14 protein-coding genes are annotated in these 15,621 nt (G+C 64.9%); 9 read left to right on the top strand and 5 right to left on the bottom strand.

The window, feature by feature from the left end; genetic code table 11:
* Positions 1-10: 10 nt before the first annotated feature.
* The 8 genes from J2808_RS13320 (at position 11) to J2808_RS13285 (ending at position 9,602) form a co-directional block, all read left to right on the top strand.
* Positions 11-406, top strand: a complete 396-nt coding sequence (locus tag J2808_RS13320) for an FKBP-type peptidyl-prolyl cis-trans isomerase (RefSeq protein ID WP_056340002.1) — start codon at positions 11-13, stop codon at positions 404-406.
* A 104-nt stretch (positions 407-510) separates the two neighbouring features.
* Positions 511-2,511, top strand: a complete 2,001-nt coding sequence (locus tag J2808_RS13315; protein WP_309817270.1) for a helix-turn-helix transcriptional regulator — start codon at positions 511-513, stop codon at positions 2,509-2,511.
* A gap of 10 nt (positions 2,512-2,521) precedes the next feature.
* Positions 2,522-2,866 carry a hypothetical protein gene (locus J2808_RS13310; RefSeq protein ID WP_309817267.1) on the top strand — a complete coding sequence of 115 codons (345 nt, stop codon included), beginning with the start codon at positions 2,522-2,524 and terminating at the stop codon, positions 2,864-2,866.
* Between the two features lie 32 nt (positions 2,867-2,898).
* Positions 2,899-3,189 carry a Sec-independent protein translocase subunit TatA gene (gene tatA, locus J2808_RS13305; protein ID WP_309817264.1) on the top strand — a complete coding sequence of 97 codons (291 nt, stop codon included), beginning with the start codon at positions 2,899-2,901 and terminating at the stop codon, positions 3,187-3,189.
* Positions 3,190-3,237: 48 nt separating this feature from the next.
* Positions 3,238-4,032 (top strand): twin-arginine translocase subunit TatC, encoded by a 795-nt coding sequence (gene tatC / locus J2808_RS13300; protein WP_309817260.1) that lies wholly within the window; start codon positions 3,238-3,240, stop codon positions 4,030-4,032.
* A gap of 24 nt (positions 4,033-4,056) precedes the next feature.
* Positions 4,057-6,981: a DEAD/DEAH box helicase gene (locus J2808_RS13295; protein ID WP_309817258.1), complete on the top strand. Its 2,925-nt coding sequence runs from the start codon at positions 4,057-4,059 to the stop codon at positions 6,979-6,981.
* Positions 6,982-7,094: 113 nt separating this feature from the next.
* On the top strand, positions 7,095-8,753 hold the full coding sequence (locus J2808_RS13290; RefSeq protein WP_309817255.1) for an amidohydrolase: 1,659 nt from the start codon (positions 7,095-7,097) through the stop codon (positions 8,751-8,753).
* Positions 8,754-8,858: 105 nt separating this feature from the next.
* A complete protein-coding gene (locus tag J2808_RS13285) occupies positions 8,859-9,602 on the top strand; it encodes a polyprenol monophosphomannose synthase (RefSeq protein ID WP_309817252.1) in 744 nt (247 codons plus the stop codon).
* Between the two features lie 130 nt (positions 9,603-9,732).
* Here J2808_RS13285 and J2808_RS13280 read toward each other — a convergent pair whose 3' ends face one another.
* The 4 genes from J2808_RS13280 to J2808_RS13265 form a co-directional block, all read right to left on the bottom strand.
* Positions 9,733-10,080, bottom strand: coding sequence for an RNA polymerase-binding protein RbpA (locus J2808_RS13280; protein ID WP_003802221.1), 348 nt, complete (start codon positions 10,078-10,080; stop codon positions 9,733-9,735).
* Between the two features lie 283 nt (positions 10,081-10,363).
* Entirely contained in the window at positions 10,364-11,305 is a 942-nt protein-coding gene (locus J2808_RS13275; protein ID WP_164199714.1) for an SPFH domain-containing protein, read from the bottom strand.
* A 54-nt stretch (positions 11,306-11,359) separates the two neighbouring features.
* Positions 11,360-11,824: an NfeD family protein gene (locus J2808_RS13270; RefSeq protein ID WP_309817228.1), complete on the bottom strand. Its 465-nt coding sequence runs from the start codon at positions 11,822-11,824 to the stop codon at positions 11,360-11,362.
* A gap of 102 nt (positions 11,825-11,926) precedes the next feature.
* Positions 11,927-12,814, bottom strand: coding sequence for a putative RNA methyltransferase (locus tag J2808_RS13265; protein WP_309817225.1), 888 nt, complete (start codon positions 12,812-12,814; stop codon positions 11,927-11,929).
* A gap of 95 nt (positions 12,815-12,909) precedes the next feature.
* On the opposite strand from J2808_RS13265, the gene J2808_RS13260 reads away from it, so the two are divergent.
* Entirely contained in the window at positions 12,910-14,892 is a 1,983-nt protein-coding gene (locus J2808_RS13260) for a S9 family peptidase (protein WP_309817222.1), read from the top strand.
* Between the two features lie 12 nt (positions 14,893-14,904).
* Here the strand turns inward: J2808_RS13260 and J2808_RS13255 are convergent, their stop codons facing one another.
* Positions 14,905-15,570: a peptide deformylase gene (locus J2808_RS13255; RefSeq protein ID WP_309817219.1), complete on the bottom strand. Its 666-nt coding sequence runs from the start codon at positions 15,568-15,570 to the stop codon at positions 14,905-14,907.
* Positions 15,571-15,621 lie beyond the last annotated feature (51 nt).

The raw sequence follows: 15,621 nt of genomic DNA, 5'->3' as shown, positions 1-15,621 counted from the left end.
AGGAGCAACCATGTCATTTGGTCAGCGCGATTTCGACCGCCAGAAGCCGGAGATTGACTTCCCGCAAGGCGATGTTCCCACCGAACTGGTCATCACCGACCTCATTGAAGGCGACGGCGCCGAGGCTAAGAAGGGCGACACCGTGTCGACCCACTACGTCGGCGTGGCCTGGTCCACCGGCGAAGAATTCGATGCTTCCTGGGGCCGCGGCGCGCCGCTGGACTTCCGGGTCGGCGTCGGCCAGGTCATCCAGGGCTGGGACCAGGGCCTGCTGGGCATGAAGGTGGGCGGCCGCCGTCGCCTCGAGATTCCCTCCGAGCTGGCGTATGGATCCCGCGGCGCCGGTGGAGCGATCGGCCCCAACGAGGCACTGATCTTTGTGGTGGACCTCGTCGGCGTACGCTGACCGGAACACCGTAAGACCGGAAAGCGCGGTAACAATCAGGAGCTGTTTCCCTGTTGTTGCCGCGCTTTCGGCTTTCCACGAAGGAATTTAGTAACGTAGCCAGAGTGTCCGTCTCACGTACTGAACGCCTGCTGAACCTTCTGATAGCCCTCCTGAACACCAAATACGGCCTGCGCCGCGCAGAGCTGCGGGTGAAGGTCTACCATGACACCTCCGGCAACGACGTGGCGTTCGGCCGGATGTTTGAGCGCGACAAAAATGACCTCCGGCAGTTCGGCTTCGATGTCGAAACGGTCACCGACCATGGCTGGAGCGAAGATGACCCGGCCACGACGCGTTACCGCATCGGCAAGGAATCGAACCGCCTGCCCGATGTCCAGCTCAGCCCGGGGGAGTGGACAGTCCTCCTCCTGGCATCCCAGCTCTGGGAGCGGGCCGCGCTGGGAACCGCTGCAGCCAACGCCCTACGCAAGCTCCAGGCCTCCGGAACCCTGTCCGACGTCGAACTTCCGGTCGGCGTGCAGCCGCGGATCAGGCCAGCCGGCCAGGCGTTCGATGACGTGGTGGCGGCCATGCATGCCCAGCACCCGGTCAGTTTCCGCTATCTGGCGGGCACCACGGGCAAGGAAGAGCAGCGGACGGTGGAACCCTGGGGCCTCGGGAGCCGGTTTGGCCAGTGGTACCTCACCGGTTACGACCGATCACGCCACGCGCCGCGCCATTTCCGGCTTTCCCGGTTCACCGGTGCCGTCACCATCCTGGACAAGGAAACGTACTCGCCGCCGGCAGACTTCAACATCCGCGAGGAACTGGACCGGCTTCCTGAACTTCCACTACGGACCGCCGTGGTGGACGTACGGAAGGGCCGCCTTCTTGGGCTGAGGCGGCGGGCGAATCTGGTGCCCGTGTTCGGCCCAGAAGCGGGTACTGCGGAAACGCCCGACGACGGCGACGAACGGCTGCACGTGCAGTTCCGGGACACCGAGGTGCTTGCCGAGGAGCTTGCCTCCTACGGTCCCGACGCCGTGGCCCGTGAGCCCGAAGAACTCGTGACAGCCGTACGGCACCGCCTGCGCAAGGCTGGGGCCGTTAGCGCGGCCCCGGTTCCTGACTACCGGTTCGACGAGACACCGCGCGGCCGGTCCGTCCGCAAGCGCACCTCCGAGGACCAGCTCAAGCGCATGCTGCAGCTGGTGCCGTTCCTGGTCCACAACCAGGGCCTGCACATCCACGACGTCGCAGCACGCTTCGGGATCACACCGGAGGAACTGGAGAGTGACCTCCGGATCCTCATCTGTTCCGGCCTGCCTGAGGGCTATCCTGATGACCTTCTGGACATCCACTGGGAGGAAGGCCACGTCTACATCACCCAGGATCTGGACCTCACCCGGCCGGTCCGCTTCACCGTGGATGAGGCCTGTGCGCTGCTGACCGGCCTGGAGACGTTGAATGGGCTGCCTGAACTTGCCGAGGGTGGTGCATTGGAGTCCGTGACGCTCAAACTGATGGCGGCGGCCGGCCAGGAGGGGCTGCGGGCCGCATCGCTGGCGGGTCCGGAGGTGGGCCCCGCGGATTCGGCGGTCCTGGACGCTGTCCGCGTAGCCATCCGGGACCGCTCGCAGCTGCGGCTGGTGTATTTTTCCACCCAACGCGACCAGGTCTCCGAGCGGGACGTCGATCCGCTCCGCCTGTACTCGCTGGACAACACCTGGTATTTCGAGGCCTACTGCCACTCCGCCCAGGGCCTGCGGAACTTCAGGCTGGACCGGGTCCAGGAGATTGCGCCGAACGGAAGACCCGCATCCACACAAGTCCGGCCGGAAGAAGGGTTTCCGGCCAAACTGTTCACACCGAACGACGACGACACCACCGTCCTGGTGCAGCTCACCAGGCAGGGGGCGGGACTGGCCGACGACTACTACGCCGAACGGGCGGCACCCCTGCCCGACGGCGGCCTGGTGGCCGAGATCCGGTTCGGCAGCACCACCTGGCTGCCCATGTTCGTGACACAGCACGGCGGGGCAGCACGGATCCTGGAACCCTTGGAGCTTGCCGCCGCGGCGCGGAGTTGGATCGAGGCGGCCCTGGCCCGCTACGGCGACTAGACTCGTCAGCATGCCTTGGTGGTCCTGGATCCTGATCTGGATAGCGCTCGTTGCGTTGTCCCTGCTCTTTTATGTCCTCCTGGGCATCCGCCTGTACCGCCAGGCCATGGCCGCACTGAAGGACCTTGGCGACGCCGGTGCGAAACTTGGACACCTGGCACCGGCCATGGCCGGCGAGCTACAGCGTGCCACGGCCGATCAGCCGGGTGCCGCTGTTTTTGCCTCGCCTGCCCGGATGCGACATGATTACCACGCATCCAAGTCATCCCGCCGGGAGGACCGCCGCCAGAGGCGGGTACAGCGCAAGCACAATCGGGGCCAGCCCCAGTCGCTTCGCGATCTGGATCTCAGTTAGACGTAGGATGTTGTAAGAGGAAAGGAATTCCCGTGGGAAGACTCTTTGATGGCCCGTGGCCAATTGTCATTATCATCGTCGTTGCGCTGCTTCTTTTTGCTGCGCCGAAACTCCCTGCCATGGCCCGCAGCCTTGGCCAGTCCATGCGGATCATCAAATCCGAGGTCAAGGAGATGAAGAACGACGGCAAGACTGAATCCACCGACGACGCCTCGGGGCCGGTGGAAGGCAAGATCGTTAACCACCCGCAGGCGAAGCCTGGACCGACTCAGCCCGGTGAGCCGACTGACGGCACTGACGTTCCGCCGTCGACCCGCGCGTAACGCACAGTGGCACTGACGCGGGGCCGCAAATCCAACCCTGAGGGGCGGATGGCTCTTTGGGACCACCTCAAAGAGCTCAAGAACCGGCTGATCAAATCGGCAATTGCTGTGCTGCTCGCTGCCGTGGGCGGCTGGTTCCTGTACGACCCCGTGGTAGGGAGCCTGTCGGCTCCACTGATTTCCATTGCCCAGGAAACGGGCCGCACGGCCGTCCTGAACTTTGCGACCATCGCGGATCCGTTCGCATTCAAGATCCAAATCGCCATCCAGATCGGGCTCGTGATTTCGAGCCCTGTGTGGATCTACCAAGTGTGGGCATTTATCACCCCCGGCCTGACCAGGAAGGAACGCGGCTACACACTCGGCTTTATGGCCGCCGCCGTTCCCCTGTTCCTTGCCGGAGTCTATGTTGCCTGGCTGGTTTTCCCCACGGTGGTCCGGGCGCTGCTCCAGTTCACCCCCCAGACCGGCGCCAACAACATCTCCGCCACCGACTACCTCACGTTCGCCACGCAGATGCTTCTGATCCTCGGCATTTCCTTCCTGGTGCCCGTGATTCTCGTCGGCATCAACATGGCTGGGGTTGTGCGGGGCCGGACCATTCTCAAAGCCTGGCGGATCATCGTTTTCCTGGTCTTCGTCCTGGCCGCCCTGGCCGCTCCGGGCACAGACGCGCTGTCCATGTTCCTGCTGGCCGCGCCCCTGCTGGTCCTGTTTTTCGCCGCCATCGGGCTCTGCATCTTCAACGACAAGCGCAGGGACAAACGGGCGGTTAAACGGGCCGCCGAGACGGACGCAACAGCCGATATTGCCACCCCTGGCAGTGAACTGAAAAACCTGTAGCGCGCAGCGCACTAGGCTTGAAGCATGTCCTCCATTTCCGGGCCGCTCTCGCCCTCTGAAAGTTACCGGGCCAGCGCGGAACGCACAGCTGAGGCGCGAACGTACCTTGGCGGGTTTGTCCGCACCCTCGATTTTGAACTTGATGAATTCCAACGGCTCGCCTGCCGATCCCTGCAGGACGGCAAGGGCGTGCTGGTGGCCGCCCCTACCGGCGCCGGCAAAACCATCGTGGGGGAGTTTGCCATTTACCTTGCGTTGGAGCGGCATCTCAAGGCCTTCTACACCACGCCCATCAAGGCGCTGAGCAACCAGAAGTTCACGGAACTCGCAGAAAAATACGGGGCGGAAAACGTCGGGCTCCTGACGGGTGACACCAGCATCAATGGGGACGCCCCGATAGTGGTCATGACCACCGAGGTCCTGCGGAACATGCTCTACGCCGACTCCGCCACGCTGGATGACCTTGGCTTTGTGGTCATGGACGAGGTCCACTACCTCGCTGACCGGTTCCGCGGGGCCGTGTGGGAGGAAGTGATCATCCACCTCCCCAGCGAAGTCCAGGTGGTTTCGCTCAGTGCCACTGTTTCAAACGCTGAAGAGTTCGGCGCGTGGCTGGACACCGTGCGCGGCGACACGGACATCATCGTTTCCGAACACCGGCCGGTGCCCCTCTGGCAGCACGTTATGGTGGGCCGGGAAATCGTGGACCTGTTCGCCGGGGAAACCACGTTCGACGAAATCGCGCCGCCGGCCGATGCCGAAACCGGAGCACCCCTGCCAGTCCGCGAAGAGCTGGACCCGGCAGGGAATACCGCCATCGGGGATGGCGCCGCGGGCCGGGGGTTCGAGGTCAACCCGGATCTGCTGGCGATGGCCCGCAGCGAAAGCCAGGAGAGCTTCCGTGGGCGGTTCGGCCATGGCGGGCGGAGTCAGCGCCGGCAGCACAAGCAACGGTCGGATGCGCGTCCCCCACAGGGAGCCCAGCCCGGCGCCGTCCGGAAGGCCAGCCGCCCCCAGGTGATCGCCAGCCTGGACCGGCAGGACCTGCTGCCCGCCATCACGTTTATCTTCTCCCGTGCAGGCTGCGACGCCGCCGTGGCCCAGTGCGTCTCTTCGGGGCTCTGGCTGACCACGGAGAAGGAGCAGCGCATCATCGCCCAGCGCGTTGACGAAGCAGGGCAGGACATCCCTCCTGAGGACCTGGACATCCTGGGCTTCTGGACGTGGCGGGATGGCCTGCTGCGGGGTTTCGCCGCCCATCACGCAGGCATGCTGCCCACCTTCAAGGAGGTGGTGGAGAAACTCTTCGTGGAGGGCCTGGTCAAGGCTGTCTTCGCCACCGAAACCCTCGCCCTGGGCGTGAACATGCCTGCCCGCTCCGTGGTCCTGGAGAAACTGGACAAATTCAATGGCGAAGCCCACGTAGACATCACGGCTGGGGAATACACGCAACTGACCGGACGGGCCGGCCGCCGTGGCATCGACGTCGAAGGCCATGCGGTAGTTCTCTGGCAGCCGGGCACGGATCCGACGGCGGTAGCCGGCCTCGCCTCGCGCCGGACCTATCCGCTGAATTCAAGTTTCCGGCCCACGTACAACATGAGCATCAACCTGCTGGCACAGTTTGGCCGGGCCCGTGCGAGGGAGATTCTCGAATCCTCGTTTGCGCAGTTCCAGGCGGACCGGTCCGTTGTAGGCCTAGCCAAGCAGGTGCGAAGCCGGGAAGAGTCCCTTGCGGGCTACGCGAAATCCATGACCTGCCACTTGGGCGACTTCACCGAATATGCCCGGTTGCGCCGTGAGCTGTCCGACGCGGAAAATATCACCTCACGCACCAAGTCCCGGGCACGGAAGTCCCTGAACGAAGACTCCCTGGCCCGGCTGATGCCCGGAGACGTGGTGGACGTCCCGGGAGGGCGGGCGCCAGGGCTGGCCGTTGTCCTGAGTTCGGACCACAGCGGCCGGGAGCCACGCCCTGCCGTCCTCACGCTGGATAACCAGCTCCGGCGGATCGGCACCGAAGACCTGGAAGGCCCTATCGCGCCCGTGACGCGGATCCGGATTCCGAAGTCGTTCAACGCCAAGGTCCCCAAGTCCCGGCGCGACCTCGCCTCGTCGGCCCGGAATGCCCTGCGGGAAAACCGTCCGCCGTCGCCTGGCCGCACCACGGACTTTGGTCTCGGAAGTGTGATGCCCAACCAGGAAAAACGGATCACGGAGCTCCGCCGGGCACTCCGCGCACACCCGTGCCACGGCTGCAGCGAACGTGAAGACCACGCACGCTGGTCAGAGCGCTGGTGGAAGCTGCGCCGCGAAACGGACGCGCTGGTACGCCAGATCCAAGGCCGGACCAACACGATTGCCAAGACCTTCGACCGCGTCTGCGACGTCCTGTCGGCCTACGGCTACCTGGAGGGCGGAGCCGATGGCCGCCTGTCCATCAGTGCCGACGGCCAGCGGCTCCGCCGGATCTATGGCGAGAAGGACCTGCTGATTTCACAGTCACTGCGTTTGGGCGCTTTCAGTGACCTTGACGCCGTCGAAGTTGCGGCCCTGGCGAGTGTCCTCGTCTACCAGGCCAAGCGCGAGGACAGGGGCCTCCGCCCTCGGATGCCGAGCATAGCGCTGGAAACCTCAGTGGATCTGGTGGTCCGTGAATGGTCAGCCCTGGAGGACGTCGAAGAGCAGAACAAGCTGCCACTGACCGGCGAACCCGAACTGGGACTCGTCTGGCCCATGTACAAGTGGGCCAAGGGACGGCACCTGCAGGATGTTCTGAACGGGACTGACCTGGCAGCCGGCGACTTTGTCCGCTGGGTCAAGCAGGTCATTGACCTTCTGGACCAGCTGGCCAAGATTCCCGGGCTGGAGCCACGCCTGGCACGGCTTTGCTCGGAGGCTATTGCGCTGATCCGGCGGGGCGTAGTCGCCTACTCCTCAGTCCTTTGAAGCAGCTGTCCTCTGGCTAAGCCGCCCAGGGCCGAACCACGCCTCAGCCGTCCTCCGATGTACCGGAAGCTACTGCTGTCCATCCTTACCCCTACCCCAGGAGCTTCGCCCCGATGACCACTGAACGTTCCACCGTGCCCACTCCGCTCGAGCGGAAAGTGGTCCTGTACCGTAACGGCTCGGTGTATTCGGCCGCCGATCCGTTGGCCACCGCGATGGTGGTGGACGGCGACACTGTTGCCTGGGTGGGGTCCGAACAGGCGGCATCGTCGATTGCCGATTCGTCCATGGAAATTATCGACCTTCGCGGTGCCCTTGTGGCGCCGGGATTTGTTGACTCGCATGTGCACCTCACGGAGACCGGCATTGCGCTGGATTCCCTGCAACTGGGCGGCGTGCGGTCCGGCCGGCAGCTGCTGGACGCCGTGGCAGCGTTCCAGGGCGACGGACCGGTGCTGGGTCACGGCTGGGATGAGACCACGTGGGAAGACGCTGCCCTGCCGGGCGCCGATGAACTCGAGCGCGCCGCCGGCGGGAGGCGCGTGTTCTTGTCCAGGGTGGATGCGCATTCGGCTTTGGTGTCCGCCTCGCTGGCAGCCGACGCAGGGCTTGCCGGGCTGGACGGCTATACGTCCGGGGCACAGGTTTCGCGGGCCGCGCATACGGCGGCCCGCCGGGAGGCGCGCCGTCTTCCGGACGCCAGCCTCCGGGCGTACCAGCAGCGCGCCCTCACCGAGGCAGCCGAAAACGGCTATGTGGCGCTGGCGGAGATGGCTGCGCCACATATCGGGGGTGTCGACGATCTTCGGCTTGCCGCCGCGTGGAACACCGCACCCGGTGAGGCCGCCGTCCCGGAGGTGCTGCCCTACTGGGGCGAACTGGCCACCTCGGAGGAGCATGCCCGGCAGCTGCTGGACGGTCTTGGTGTCCCCGTGCGGGGGCTCGCCGGGGACCTGAACATCGACGGTTCCCTTGGCTCCCGGACTGCGGCGCTGAGATCCGGCTACAGCGACGAGGCAGGGGAGCGGGGCAGCCTGTACCTCACGGCCACGGAGGCAGGCGCCCACCTGGCCGCCTGCTCGCTGCTTGGCATCCAGGGCGGATTCCACGTCATCGGCGACGCCGGGCTCGACGCCGCCCTCGAGGCTCTGGAGCTCGCCGCTGCGGAAGTAGGCGAGCAGCGGATCCGCGCAGTTGGCCACCGGTTTGAGCATGTGGAGGTAGCGGATGCCAGCGCGATAGAGCAGCTGGCCCGGTACTCCGTTACCGTCAGCACCCAGCCCCGTTTCGACGCCGTATGGGGGAGCAACGGTGGAATGTACCAGCAGCGTCTCGGTGACCGCAGCCGGTCCATGAATGCGTTTGCCTCGTTCTACTCGGCGGGCGTTCCCATCTGCTTCGGCAGCGACAGCCCGGTCACGCCGCTGCGGCCCTGGTCGAGTGTGCGTGCCTGCCTGGAACACCACAACCACGACGAACGGATCTCGGCACGCGCAGCGTTCCTGGGCCACACCCGGGCAGGCTGGCGCGCAGCCAAGTACCACAACCCGATGGCCGGCCAGCTGGTTCCCGGTGCTCCTGCCAGTTTCGCCGTCTGGGACGTTGAGGAACTGATGGTCCAGGTCGCGGACGGACGGGTGCAGTCCTGGAGTACGGATCCGCGAGCCCGCACGCCCCTGCTTCCGGCGCTGGACACCGGCGCGGACCCGGTTTGCCTGCAGACCGTCCGGGACGGCCTGGAGCTCTTTTCCAGTCCGGCGCTGCGTTCCTGATCGGACGCGCAGATCAGCGCCCTATAATAGATAGTTGCGCCTGCCAGCCAGCGACTTCGCTGGTGGTCAGCCGCTCCGACCGCTCCCGTCCAGGAAAGGCCCTTTGTGCGCGTCCTCACCATTATTCCGACCTACAACGAGCTGGAATCGCTGCCCAAGACCCTCCAGCGCCTGCGGGCAGCCGTACCCGCCTCGGACGTTCTGGTGGTGGACGACAACAGCCCCGACGGCACCGGGCACCTGGCGGATAACATTGCTGCCGAGGATTCACAGGTCCACGTCCTGCATCGCAAGGGCAAGGAGGGCCTTGGCGCCGCCTACATCGCCGGGTTCAAGTGGGGCCTGGCGGCAGGTTACGACGTCCTGGTGGAAATGGATGCCGATGGTTCCCACCAGCCGGAACAGCTGCCGCAGCTGCTTGAAGCCGTGGAGCAGGGCGCCGATCTGGCCATGGGTTCCCGCTGGGTGCCGGGAGGCAGTGTGGTCAACTGGCCACTGTACCGGCAGGCGATTTCACGCGTTGGCAGCACGTACGCGCGGCTGATGCTGGGCCTGAAGATCAAAGACGTCACCGGCGGCTACCGCGCCTTCCGGAGGTCCACGCTGGAGAAACTGAACCTTGATCAGGTGGATTCAGTGGGCTATGGCTTCCAGGTGGACCTGGCGTGGCGTGTCGCCAAGATGGGCCTCCGGATCGAGGAGCGCCCCATTACGTTCGTCGAGCGTGAGCTGGGGGCATCCAAGATGAGCGGCAACATTGTCGTTGAGGCCATGATCAATGTGACCAGATGGGGCCTGCAGGCGCGCTGGAACAAGCTCACGGGCAAGGAAGCACCGGCCCAGGGGTAACACCTACCGGCCGGAAGCGCATCTGAGTAAAACAAAGGGCCGGCCCGGCAACGTGGATTACGTTGCCGGGCCGGCCCTTTGTTTGTCGTTCAGTGGGCCTCAGTCAGGTGAGGCTGTGACCGCCAATGGATCAGGCGCTGCGCCGTTCACCGCGGCGTTCGCGCAGGATGGTCAGCCGGTCCTCAAGGATCTGCTCCAGCTCCGGGAGGGAACGGCGCTCAAGGAGCATGTCCCAGTGGGTACGGACAGCCTTTTCGTTACTGGTGTCAGGACGTTCGCCATCAACCAGGAGCGCTTCCTTGCCGGTCTTCGAGACCCAGACCGGAGGAATTTCAGCCTCTGAAGAGAAGGTGACGAAAACCTGCTCGCCGTCCTCGCACCGGTATTCGACACGCTGACGCGGAGCCGGCTCCACGCCGGACTCGGTCTCCATGCTCTGCGCGCCAAGGCGCATACCCCGCAGGCTGCGATCGCTCATGTTTTCTCCCTCTGGTCGGTTCGCGGAGCAAGGCCCCACGCCATCCGGTGCGACATAACCGCACCGGACTACTGTGTGCACTGTGCTGCATCATAAGATTCAACGCATTGCGAAGCGTTCTTGTTCCAGCGGATCTGGTCCGACCGGACAAACACTCTATTATACCGGTGCGCGCTCTCAGTGCCAAACGCCAACAAACGCCAACGGCAACCGAAGCCGTACCCAACGGCAGGAGGCCGCACCGCCGGGTGTGGCGGTGCGGCCTCCTGCGGGCTGATCCAGGTTAGGGCTGTTTGGCGGGTTCCTCATCAAAGAGACCGCCGCCGGCCCGCGGATCGGGATTGGTGCCGCCGAGTGCGTTGCCGATGCCCTTGAGGGCTTCCCCGACTTCACTGGGAATGATCCACAGCTTGTTGGAGGAGCCTTCGGCCAGCTTGGGCAGCGTCTGCAGGTACTGGTAGGCCAGCAACTTCTGATCGGGATTTCCCTTGTGGATTGCATCAAAGACCTTTTGGATGGCCTGCGCCTCACCGTCCGCACGAAGGATGGCTGCCTTGGCGTCGCCTTCTGCCGCGAGGATCGACGCCTGCCGCTGGCCTTCGGCCGTCAGGATGGCTGACTGCTTGGTGCCTTCTGCGGTGAGGATGGCTGCGCGGCGGTCACGCTCGGCCCGCATCTGCTTCTCCATGGAGTCCTGGATCGAGTGGGGCGGATCGATAGCCTTCAGCTCGACGCGCGAGACACGGATTCCCCACCGGCCGGTGGCCTCATCCAGGACGCCGCGAAGCTGACCGTTGATCTGGTCGCGGGAGGTCAGGGCCTCTTCAAGGTTTAAGCCACCAACCACGTTACGCAGGGTGGTAGTGGTGAGCTGTTCCACGGCCTGGATGTAGTTGGCAATTTCGTAGGTGGCCGCACGCGGATCGGTGACCTGGAAGTAGACCACGGTGTCAATGGAGACCACCAGGTTGTCTTCGGTAATAACCGGCTGCGGCGGGAACGAAACAACCTGTTCCCTGAGGTCAAGGAGCGGCAGGAGCCGGTCCACAAACGGAATCAGGATGGTGAGTCCCGGATTGAGCGTGCGCTGGTACTTACCCAGGCGTTCAACGACGCCGGCCCTCGCCTGCGGAATAATCCGCACCGAGCGGACAAGAACAATTATCACGAACACGATCAGGACCACCAGCACAATAGCCAAGGCGACTCCTCCTGCGTTATCCATACATCTCCTTAACCCCAATTATTAGGCTGTATCCAACACTCTTGGTGACGCTAACTACGACGGGTCTGCTTGCTCCTGCGGCGCGGACACAACGGCGGTGGCGCCGTCAATAGCGGAGACTACTGCCTTCTGGCCGGCAGGCAACACAGCGCCGGCGGACCGGGCACTCCACACATCGCCGCCGATTTTGACCAGGCCGCCAGTGGAGCTGACTGCTTCCATGACCAGTGCCTGCTCGCCAATCAGGCGGTCCACGTTGGTGCGCTGTTCGGCGGGTCCCTTTTTCAGGTGGCTGAGGGCAACCGGGCGGACAAAAGCGATCATCAGCAGGGACACCACGCAGAAAACCACAATCTGCAGCCACAGGTCAGCGCCGGCAAAATCCGCAACAATCGCGGCGAGCGTTCCGCCGCCGAGCATGATGAAGAACAGGTCAAGGGTAATCATCTCGATCACCGCGAACGCGAGGAAAGCCGTGAGCCACAAAGCCCACCAGTTTTCACCGAGCCATTCAAACATTCCGTCCCCCTTGACCATCCGGTAGCTGTCTATTTATCCTAGTCCGCCCGAAAGCCGGGCGGCAGGTCGCCGGCGGAGGGGGCCGCGAACGTGGCCAAGTCGTTACGCGGAAAGCCGTAGCGGGCGGAAGACAGTGATCCTGAACAGGGCCTCCACCTCCGGGGACAGCTCCGAAATGTTCAGTTTGGCGGCAATTGCTGCCCGGTCCAGATGATGCCCCGCCGGGCCCATAAAAGCCAGGTCAGCCATTTGCCCTGGCGTCAGCGTCATCCGGATGTCAATGTCCCGGGTTGATTCAGGCACGAAGTGGCCCGCAAGGGACTCCGCCAGCCTGGCGTCCTTCTCGTCTTCTATCGCCAGCATCCCGGTTTGGGCTGCCAGGGACGCCAGATGCCCTGGACGCGGTGTGACCACCACCAGCCGGCCCTCCGGGCGGAGGACCCGGGCGAATTCTGCGGCGTTGCGGGGCGCGAAGATGACTGTCACGACGTCGACGGCGGCGTCCGCCACCGGGAGCGGCCGCCATACGTCGCAGGCGAGGTTAACGGCTTCCGGGTTGAGTCGGGCGGCTCGCCGCAAAGCGAATTTGGAGATGTCGAGCGCGACGGCGGTGCAGTGGTCAGTGACCTGCCTTACGTCGTCGAGCACTATGCGGAGGTAGTGGCCGGTACCTGTTCCCGAGTCGAGGACAGTGAAGGGCGTTCCGGGGCGAACCCTTGCGATGACAGCGTCTGAGACAGCATCCGCCAGGGGACGGTAGAGTCCGGCGTCCAGGAAATTGAAGCGGGATGCCACCATGTCCGCAGAGTCAGCTTCGAAGACTGTTCCCTTGCCGACCAGCAGATTGAAGTACCCCTGCTTGGCCGCGTCAAAGCTGTGCCCGGCGCCGCATGCCAGGGCACGGCGGGCCGTCCCGCCGGTACTGGCAGGGACTCTCAGCTGGTCGCCGCACAGGGGGCAGCGCAACGGAGGGGGAGTGGAAGACGGCATAGGCACTATCTTAGGGCGGCGCCCACGGCTGCCCCCGCGCAGGAGCGGGGCGTTGCTGTTCGTCTGCGGTGGGGCCGCACGTTAGGCTCACGTGGGTGAAGCCTGAACACCTCCTGCTGCTCAATTCCGTCTCGCCGCCCACAGTCCACCCGGACGGCAGCCGCGCTGTGGTGTCGGTGACCAGCCCGGACTTCGACACCAATGCCTACGCAGGTCAGCTGTGGACTGTTCCGCTGGACCAGGAAAAGCTGCCGCGACGGATCACCAGGGGCTTCCGGGACACGTCTCCGGCGTTCTCGCCCGACGGACTGGTGCTGGCCTTCCTCCGGGCCGACGCGCCGTCGAAGAAATCGCAGCTGTGCGTTGTGGAGGCCGACGGCGGCGAGCCGCAGGTCATCACGGACAGGCTTTTGGGAGTAGAGACTTTCTCGTGGTCCCCGGACTCGCACCGGATCGTCTTCAGCTCCCGCGAGCCCGAGGCCGGACGGTACGGCACGGCGGAAGGCACCGCGGCCGAAGCAGAAGAACCACGGCTTATTTCGACGTACCAGTACAGGATTAACGGCGAGGGCTACACCCGCGACAAACCCCGGCAACTGTTCGTGGTGGAGGTTCCCGAGCTCGGTGGCGAGCCTTCGGCGCCGCTGCCGGAGGCCGGGCAGCTAACGCGGCTCGCCACGGATGCCGGCAGCGGGACCTTCAGTGCTGACGGGTCTGCCGTGTACTTTGCTGCGGCGCCTCCGGACAGCGACGACGGACTGGCCTCGCGAATCTACCGGGTGCCCGCCACGGGTGGCGCGCCTGTGGCCTTCGATCTGGCGACGGCAGCACCGCAGTCGGTGCTGGAGGTCCGCGAATCCAGGGACGGCCGGTGGCTCTTCTACATTGCCCGGGAGCTCGGCTCGTCGGGCAGGGACTTTGTAGCGCGCAACGCCGTGCTGTTCTGCGTACCCGCAGGGGGTGGCGAACCGCTTCCGTTGACGGACCCGGAGATGATGGATGTTGCCGTCCCGGGCAGCCGGATTGAACTTCGCGGCTCGGACCGTGCCTTGGTCCTGAATAACGCGCAAGGCACGGTTGAACTCCTGGAACTGGGAGCCACCGGTGGTCATGCACTCCTGGTTCATGGGGACAAGGCTGTGACCGGCGCGGCCTGGGCCGGCGGTTCGCTCTTCGTGTCCTTCGCCGACGCGTCCACCCACGGGGACCTCGCAGTGCTCGACGACGGCCAGCTTCGTATCCTGACGGACTACTCGGCCTTGCTGAGGACTCAAACCGACATCGTTGTGCCGCAGGAAGTGACTTTTGACGCGCCCGACGGCTATCCGGTCCATGGCTGGCTGCTCCGGCCAGCCGGCAAGGGACCGCACCCTGTCCTGCTGAACATCCACGGTGGTCCGTACACCCAGTTCACCGTCGCGTTGCTCGACGAGGCCCAGGTCTACGTCGCAGCCGGGTATGCCGTGCTGATGTGCAACCCCCGCGGCTCCGCCGGCTACGGCCGGGACCACGGACTTGCCATCAAAGGCCGGTTTGGCACCGACGACATGCAGGATGTCCTGGCGTTTCTTGACGGCGCCCTGGAAAAATTCCCCGCGCTCGACGCGGGGCGCCTGGGCATCATGGGCGGCTCGTACGGCGGCTACCTCACTGCCTGGACCATCGCACACCACCATAGATTCAAGGCAGCCATCGTGGAGCGGGGATTCCTGGATCCGGTCAGCTTCGAGGGCTCGGCCGATATCGGTTGGTACTTCGGCGGCGAATATCTGGGTGACTCAGCGGATGTCCTCGCCGCCCAAAGCCCCCTCGGTCAGGCAGCCATGGTGCAGACACCAACCCTGGTGATCCATAGCGAAAACGATCTCCGCTGCCCGCTTGAACAGGGCCAGCGCTACTACACGGCCTTGAAAAGGGAGGGAGTGGAAGCCAGGCTGCTGATCTTCCCCGGCGAAGACCACGAACTCTCCCGGTCCGGACGGCCTCGGCACCGCCGGCAGCGGTTCGAGCACATCCTGCACTGGTGGGCGCGGTTCCTTCCGACGGCCGCGAATCCCGCGGACACTCCACACGCGTAACCGGCCGGGACCTCAGGGATATTCGGACAGGAAGCCCAAGGCGGCACGTGCCTTGGCGATACCCGGCTCGGCCCAGTTGGTAGCGTATTCCGCGTTGCTGGTCAGGGACCGCAGCTCGGCACGGTCAACGTAGAGGGTGCCGAGCAGATGATCGGTTTCGTGCTGCACTATCCGTGCCTGCCAGCCCTCGAATTCCTGCTCCCTGCCCAGGCCGCCGGGCGTTTCGAACTGGAGCCGCACACGTTCGTAGCGCACCACCACGGCCTGGAGGCCGCTGAGTGAGAGGCAACCCTCAAAGAACGCCGCGGTTTCTCCGCCGACGGGCGTGTAGCGCGGATTGAGGACGGCCAGGAAATCCAGGGGTGTGCGGTGCCGCACCGCAGCCGCTTCCGGATCGACGTCGAACTTGTCCTCGAGGACCGCCAACTGGAGCGGGATCCCAATCTGGGGCGCGGCGAGTCCCACACCGGGTGCCTCATGCATCACTCGGCGCATGAGCGCTATCAGCTGTTCGAGTTCGACGGCGGTGATCTGGCCGTCAAAGGCGGCGGCATGTTGCCGGAGCACGGGATGCCCGGCCTGCGCGATGGGTGGCAAAGCATCTGCGGCGAGGATCTCCTGCACCCTTTCCCGCAGGTGCGCAGGCGTGAACGGGGTAGGCGGCGAGACAACGGTCATGGGGAAAGCCTAACGGCGGAAGAACGGCGGTGTCGGCCCGGTCGGATAGTG

This window comes from Pseudarthrobacter sulfonivorans (genome assembly GCF_031454915.1).
Taxonomy (GTDB): Bacteria; Actinomycetota; Actinomycetes; order Actinomycetales; family Micrococcaceae; genus Arthrobacter; species Arthrobacter sulfonivorans_C.
Note: the sequence above shows the minus strand (reverse complement) of the source record. Positions and strands in the feature narration are given on the sequence as shown.

Coding starts and splice junctions, on each gene's coding strand:
- J2808_RS13275 (WP_164199714.1), bottom strand. CDS start 11,305: ATGGATAACGCAGGAGGAGTCGCCTTGGCTATTGTGCTGGTGGTCCTG.
- J2808_RS13320 (WP_056340002.1), top strand. CDS start 11: ATGTCATTTGGTCAGCGCGATTTCGACCGCCAGAAGCCGGAGATTGAC.
- tatC (WP_309817260.1), top strand. CDS start 3,238: ATGGCTCTTTGGGACCACCTCAAAGAGCTCAAGAACCGGCTGATCAAA.
- J2808_RS13255 (WP_309817219.1), bottom strand. CDS start 15,570: ATGACCGTTGTCTCGCCGCCTACCCCGTTCACGCCTGCGCACCTGCGG.
- J2808_RS13295 (WP_309817258.1), top strand. CDS start 4,057: ATGTCCTCCATTTCCGGGCCGCTCTCGCCCTCTGAAAGTTACCGGGCC.
- J2808_RS13270 (WP_309817228.1), bottom strand. CDS start 11,824: ATGTTTGAATGGCTCGGTGAAAACTGGTGGGCTTTGTGGCTCACGGCT.
- J2808_RS13310 (WP_309817267.1), top strand. CDS start 2,522: ATGCCTTGGTGGTCCTGGATCCTGATCTGGATAGCGCTCGTTGCGTTG.
- J2808_RS13290 (WP_309817255.1), top strand. CDS start 7,095: ATGACCACTGAACGTTCCACCGTGCCCACTCCGCTCGAGCGGAAAGTG.
- J2808_RS13280 (WP_003802221.1), bottom strand. CDS start 10,080: ATGAGCGATCGCAGCCTGCGGGGTATGCGCCTTGGCGCGCAGAGCATG.
- J2808_RS13265 (WP_309817225.1), bottom strand. CDS start 12,814: ATGCCGTCTTCCACTCCCCCTCCGTTGCGCTGCCCCCTGTGCGGCGAC.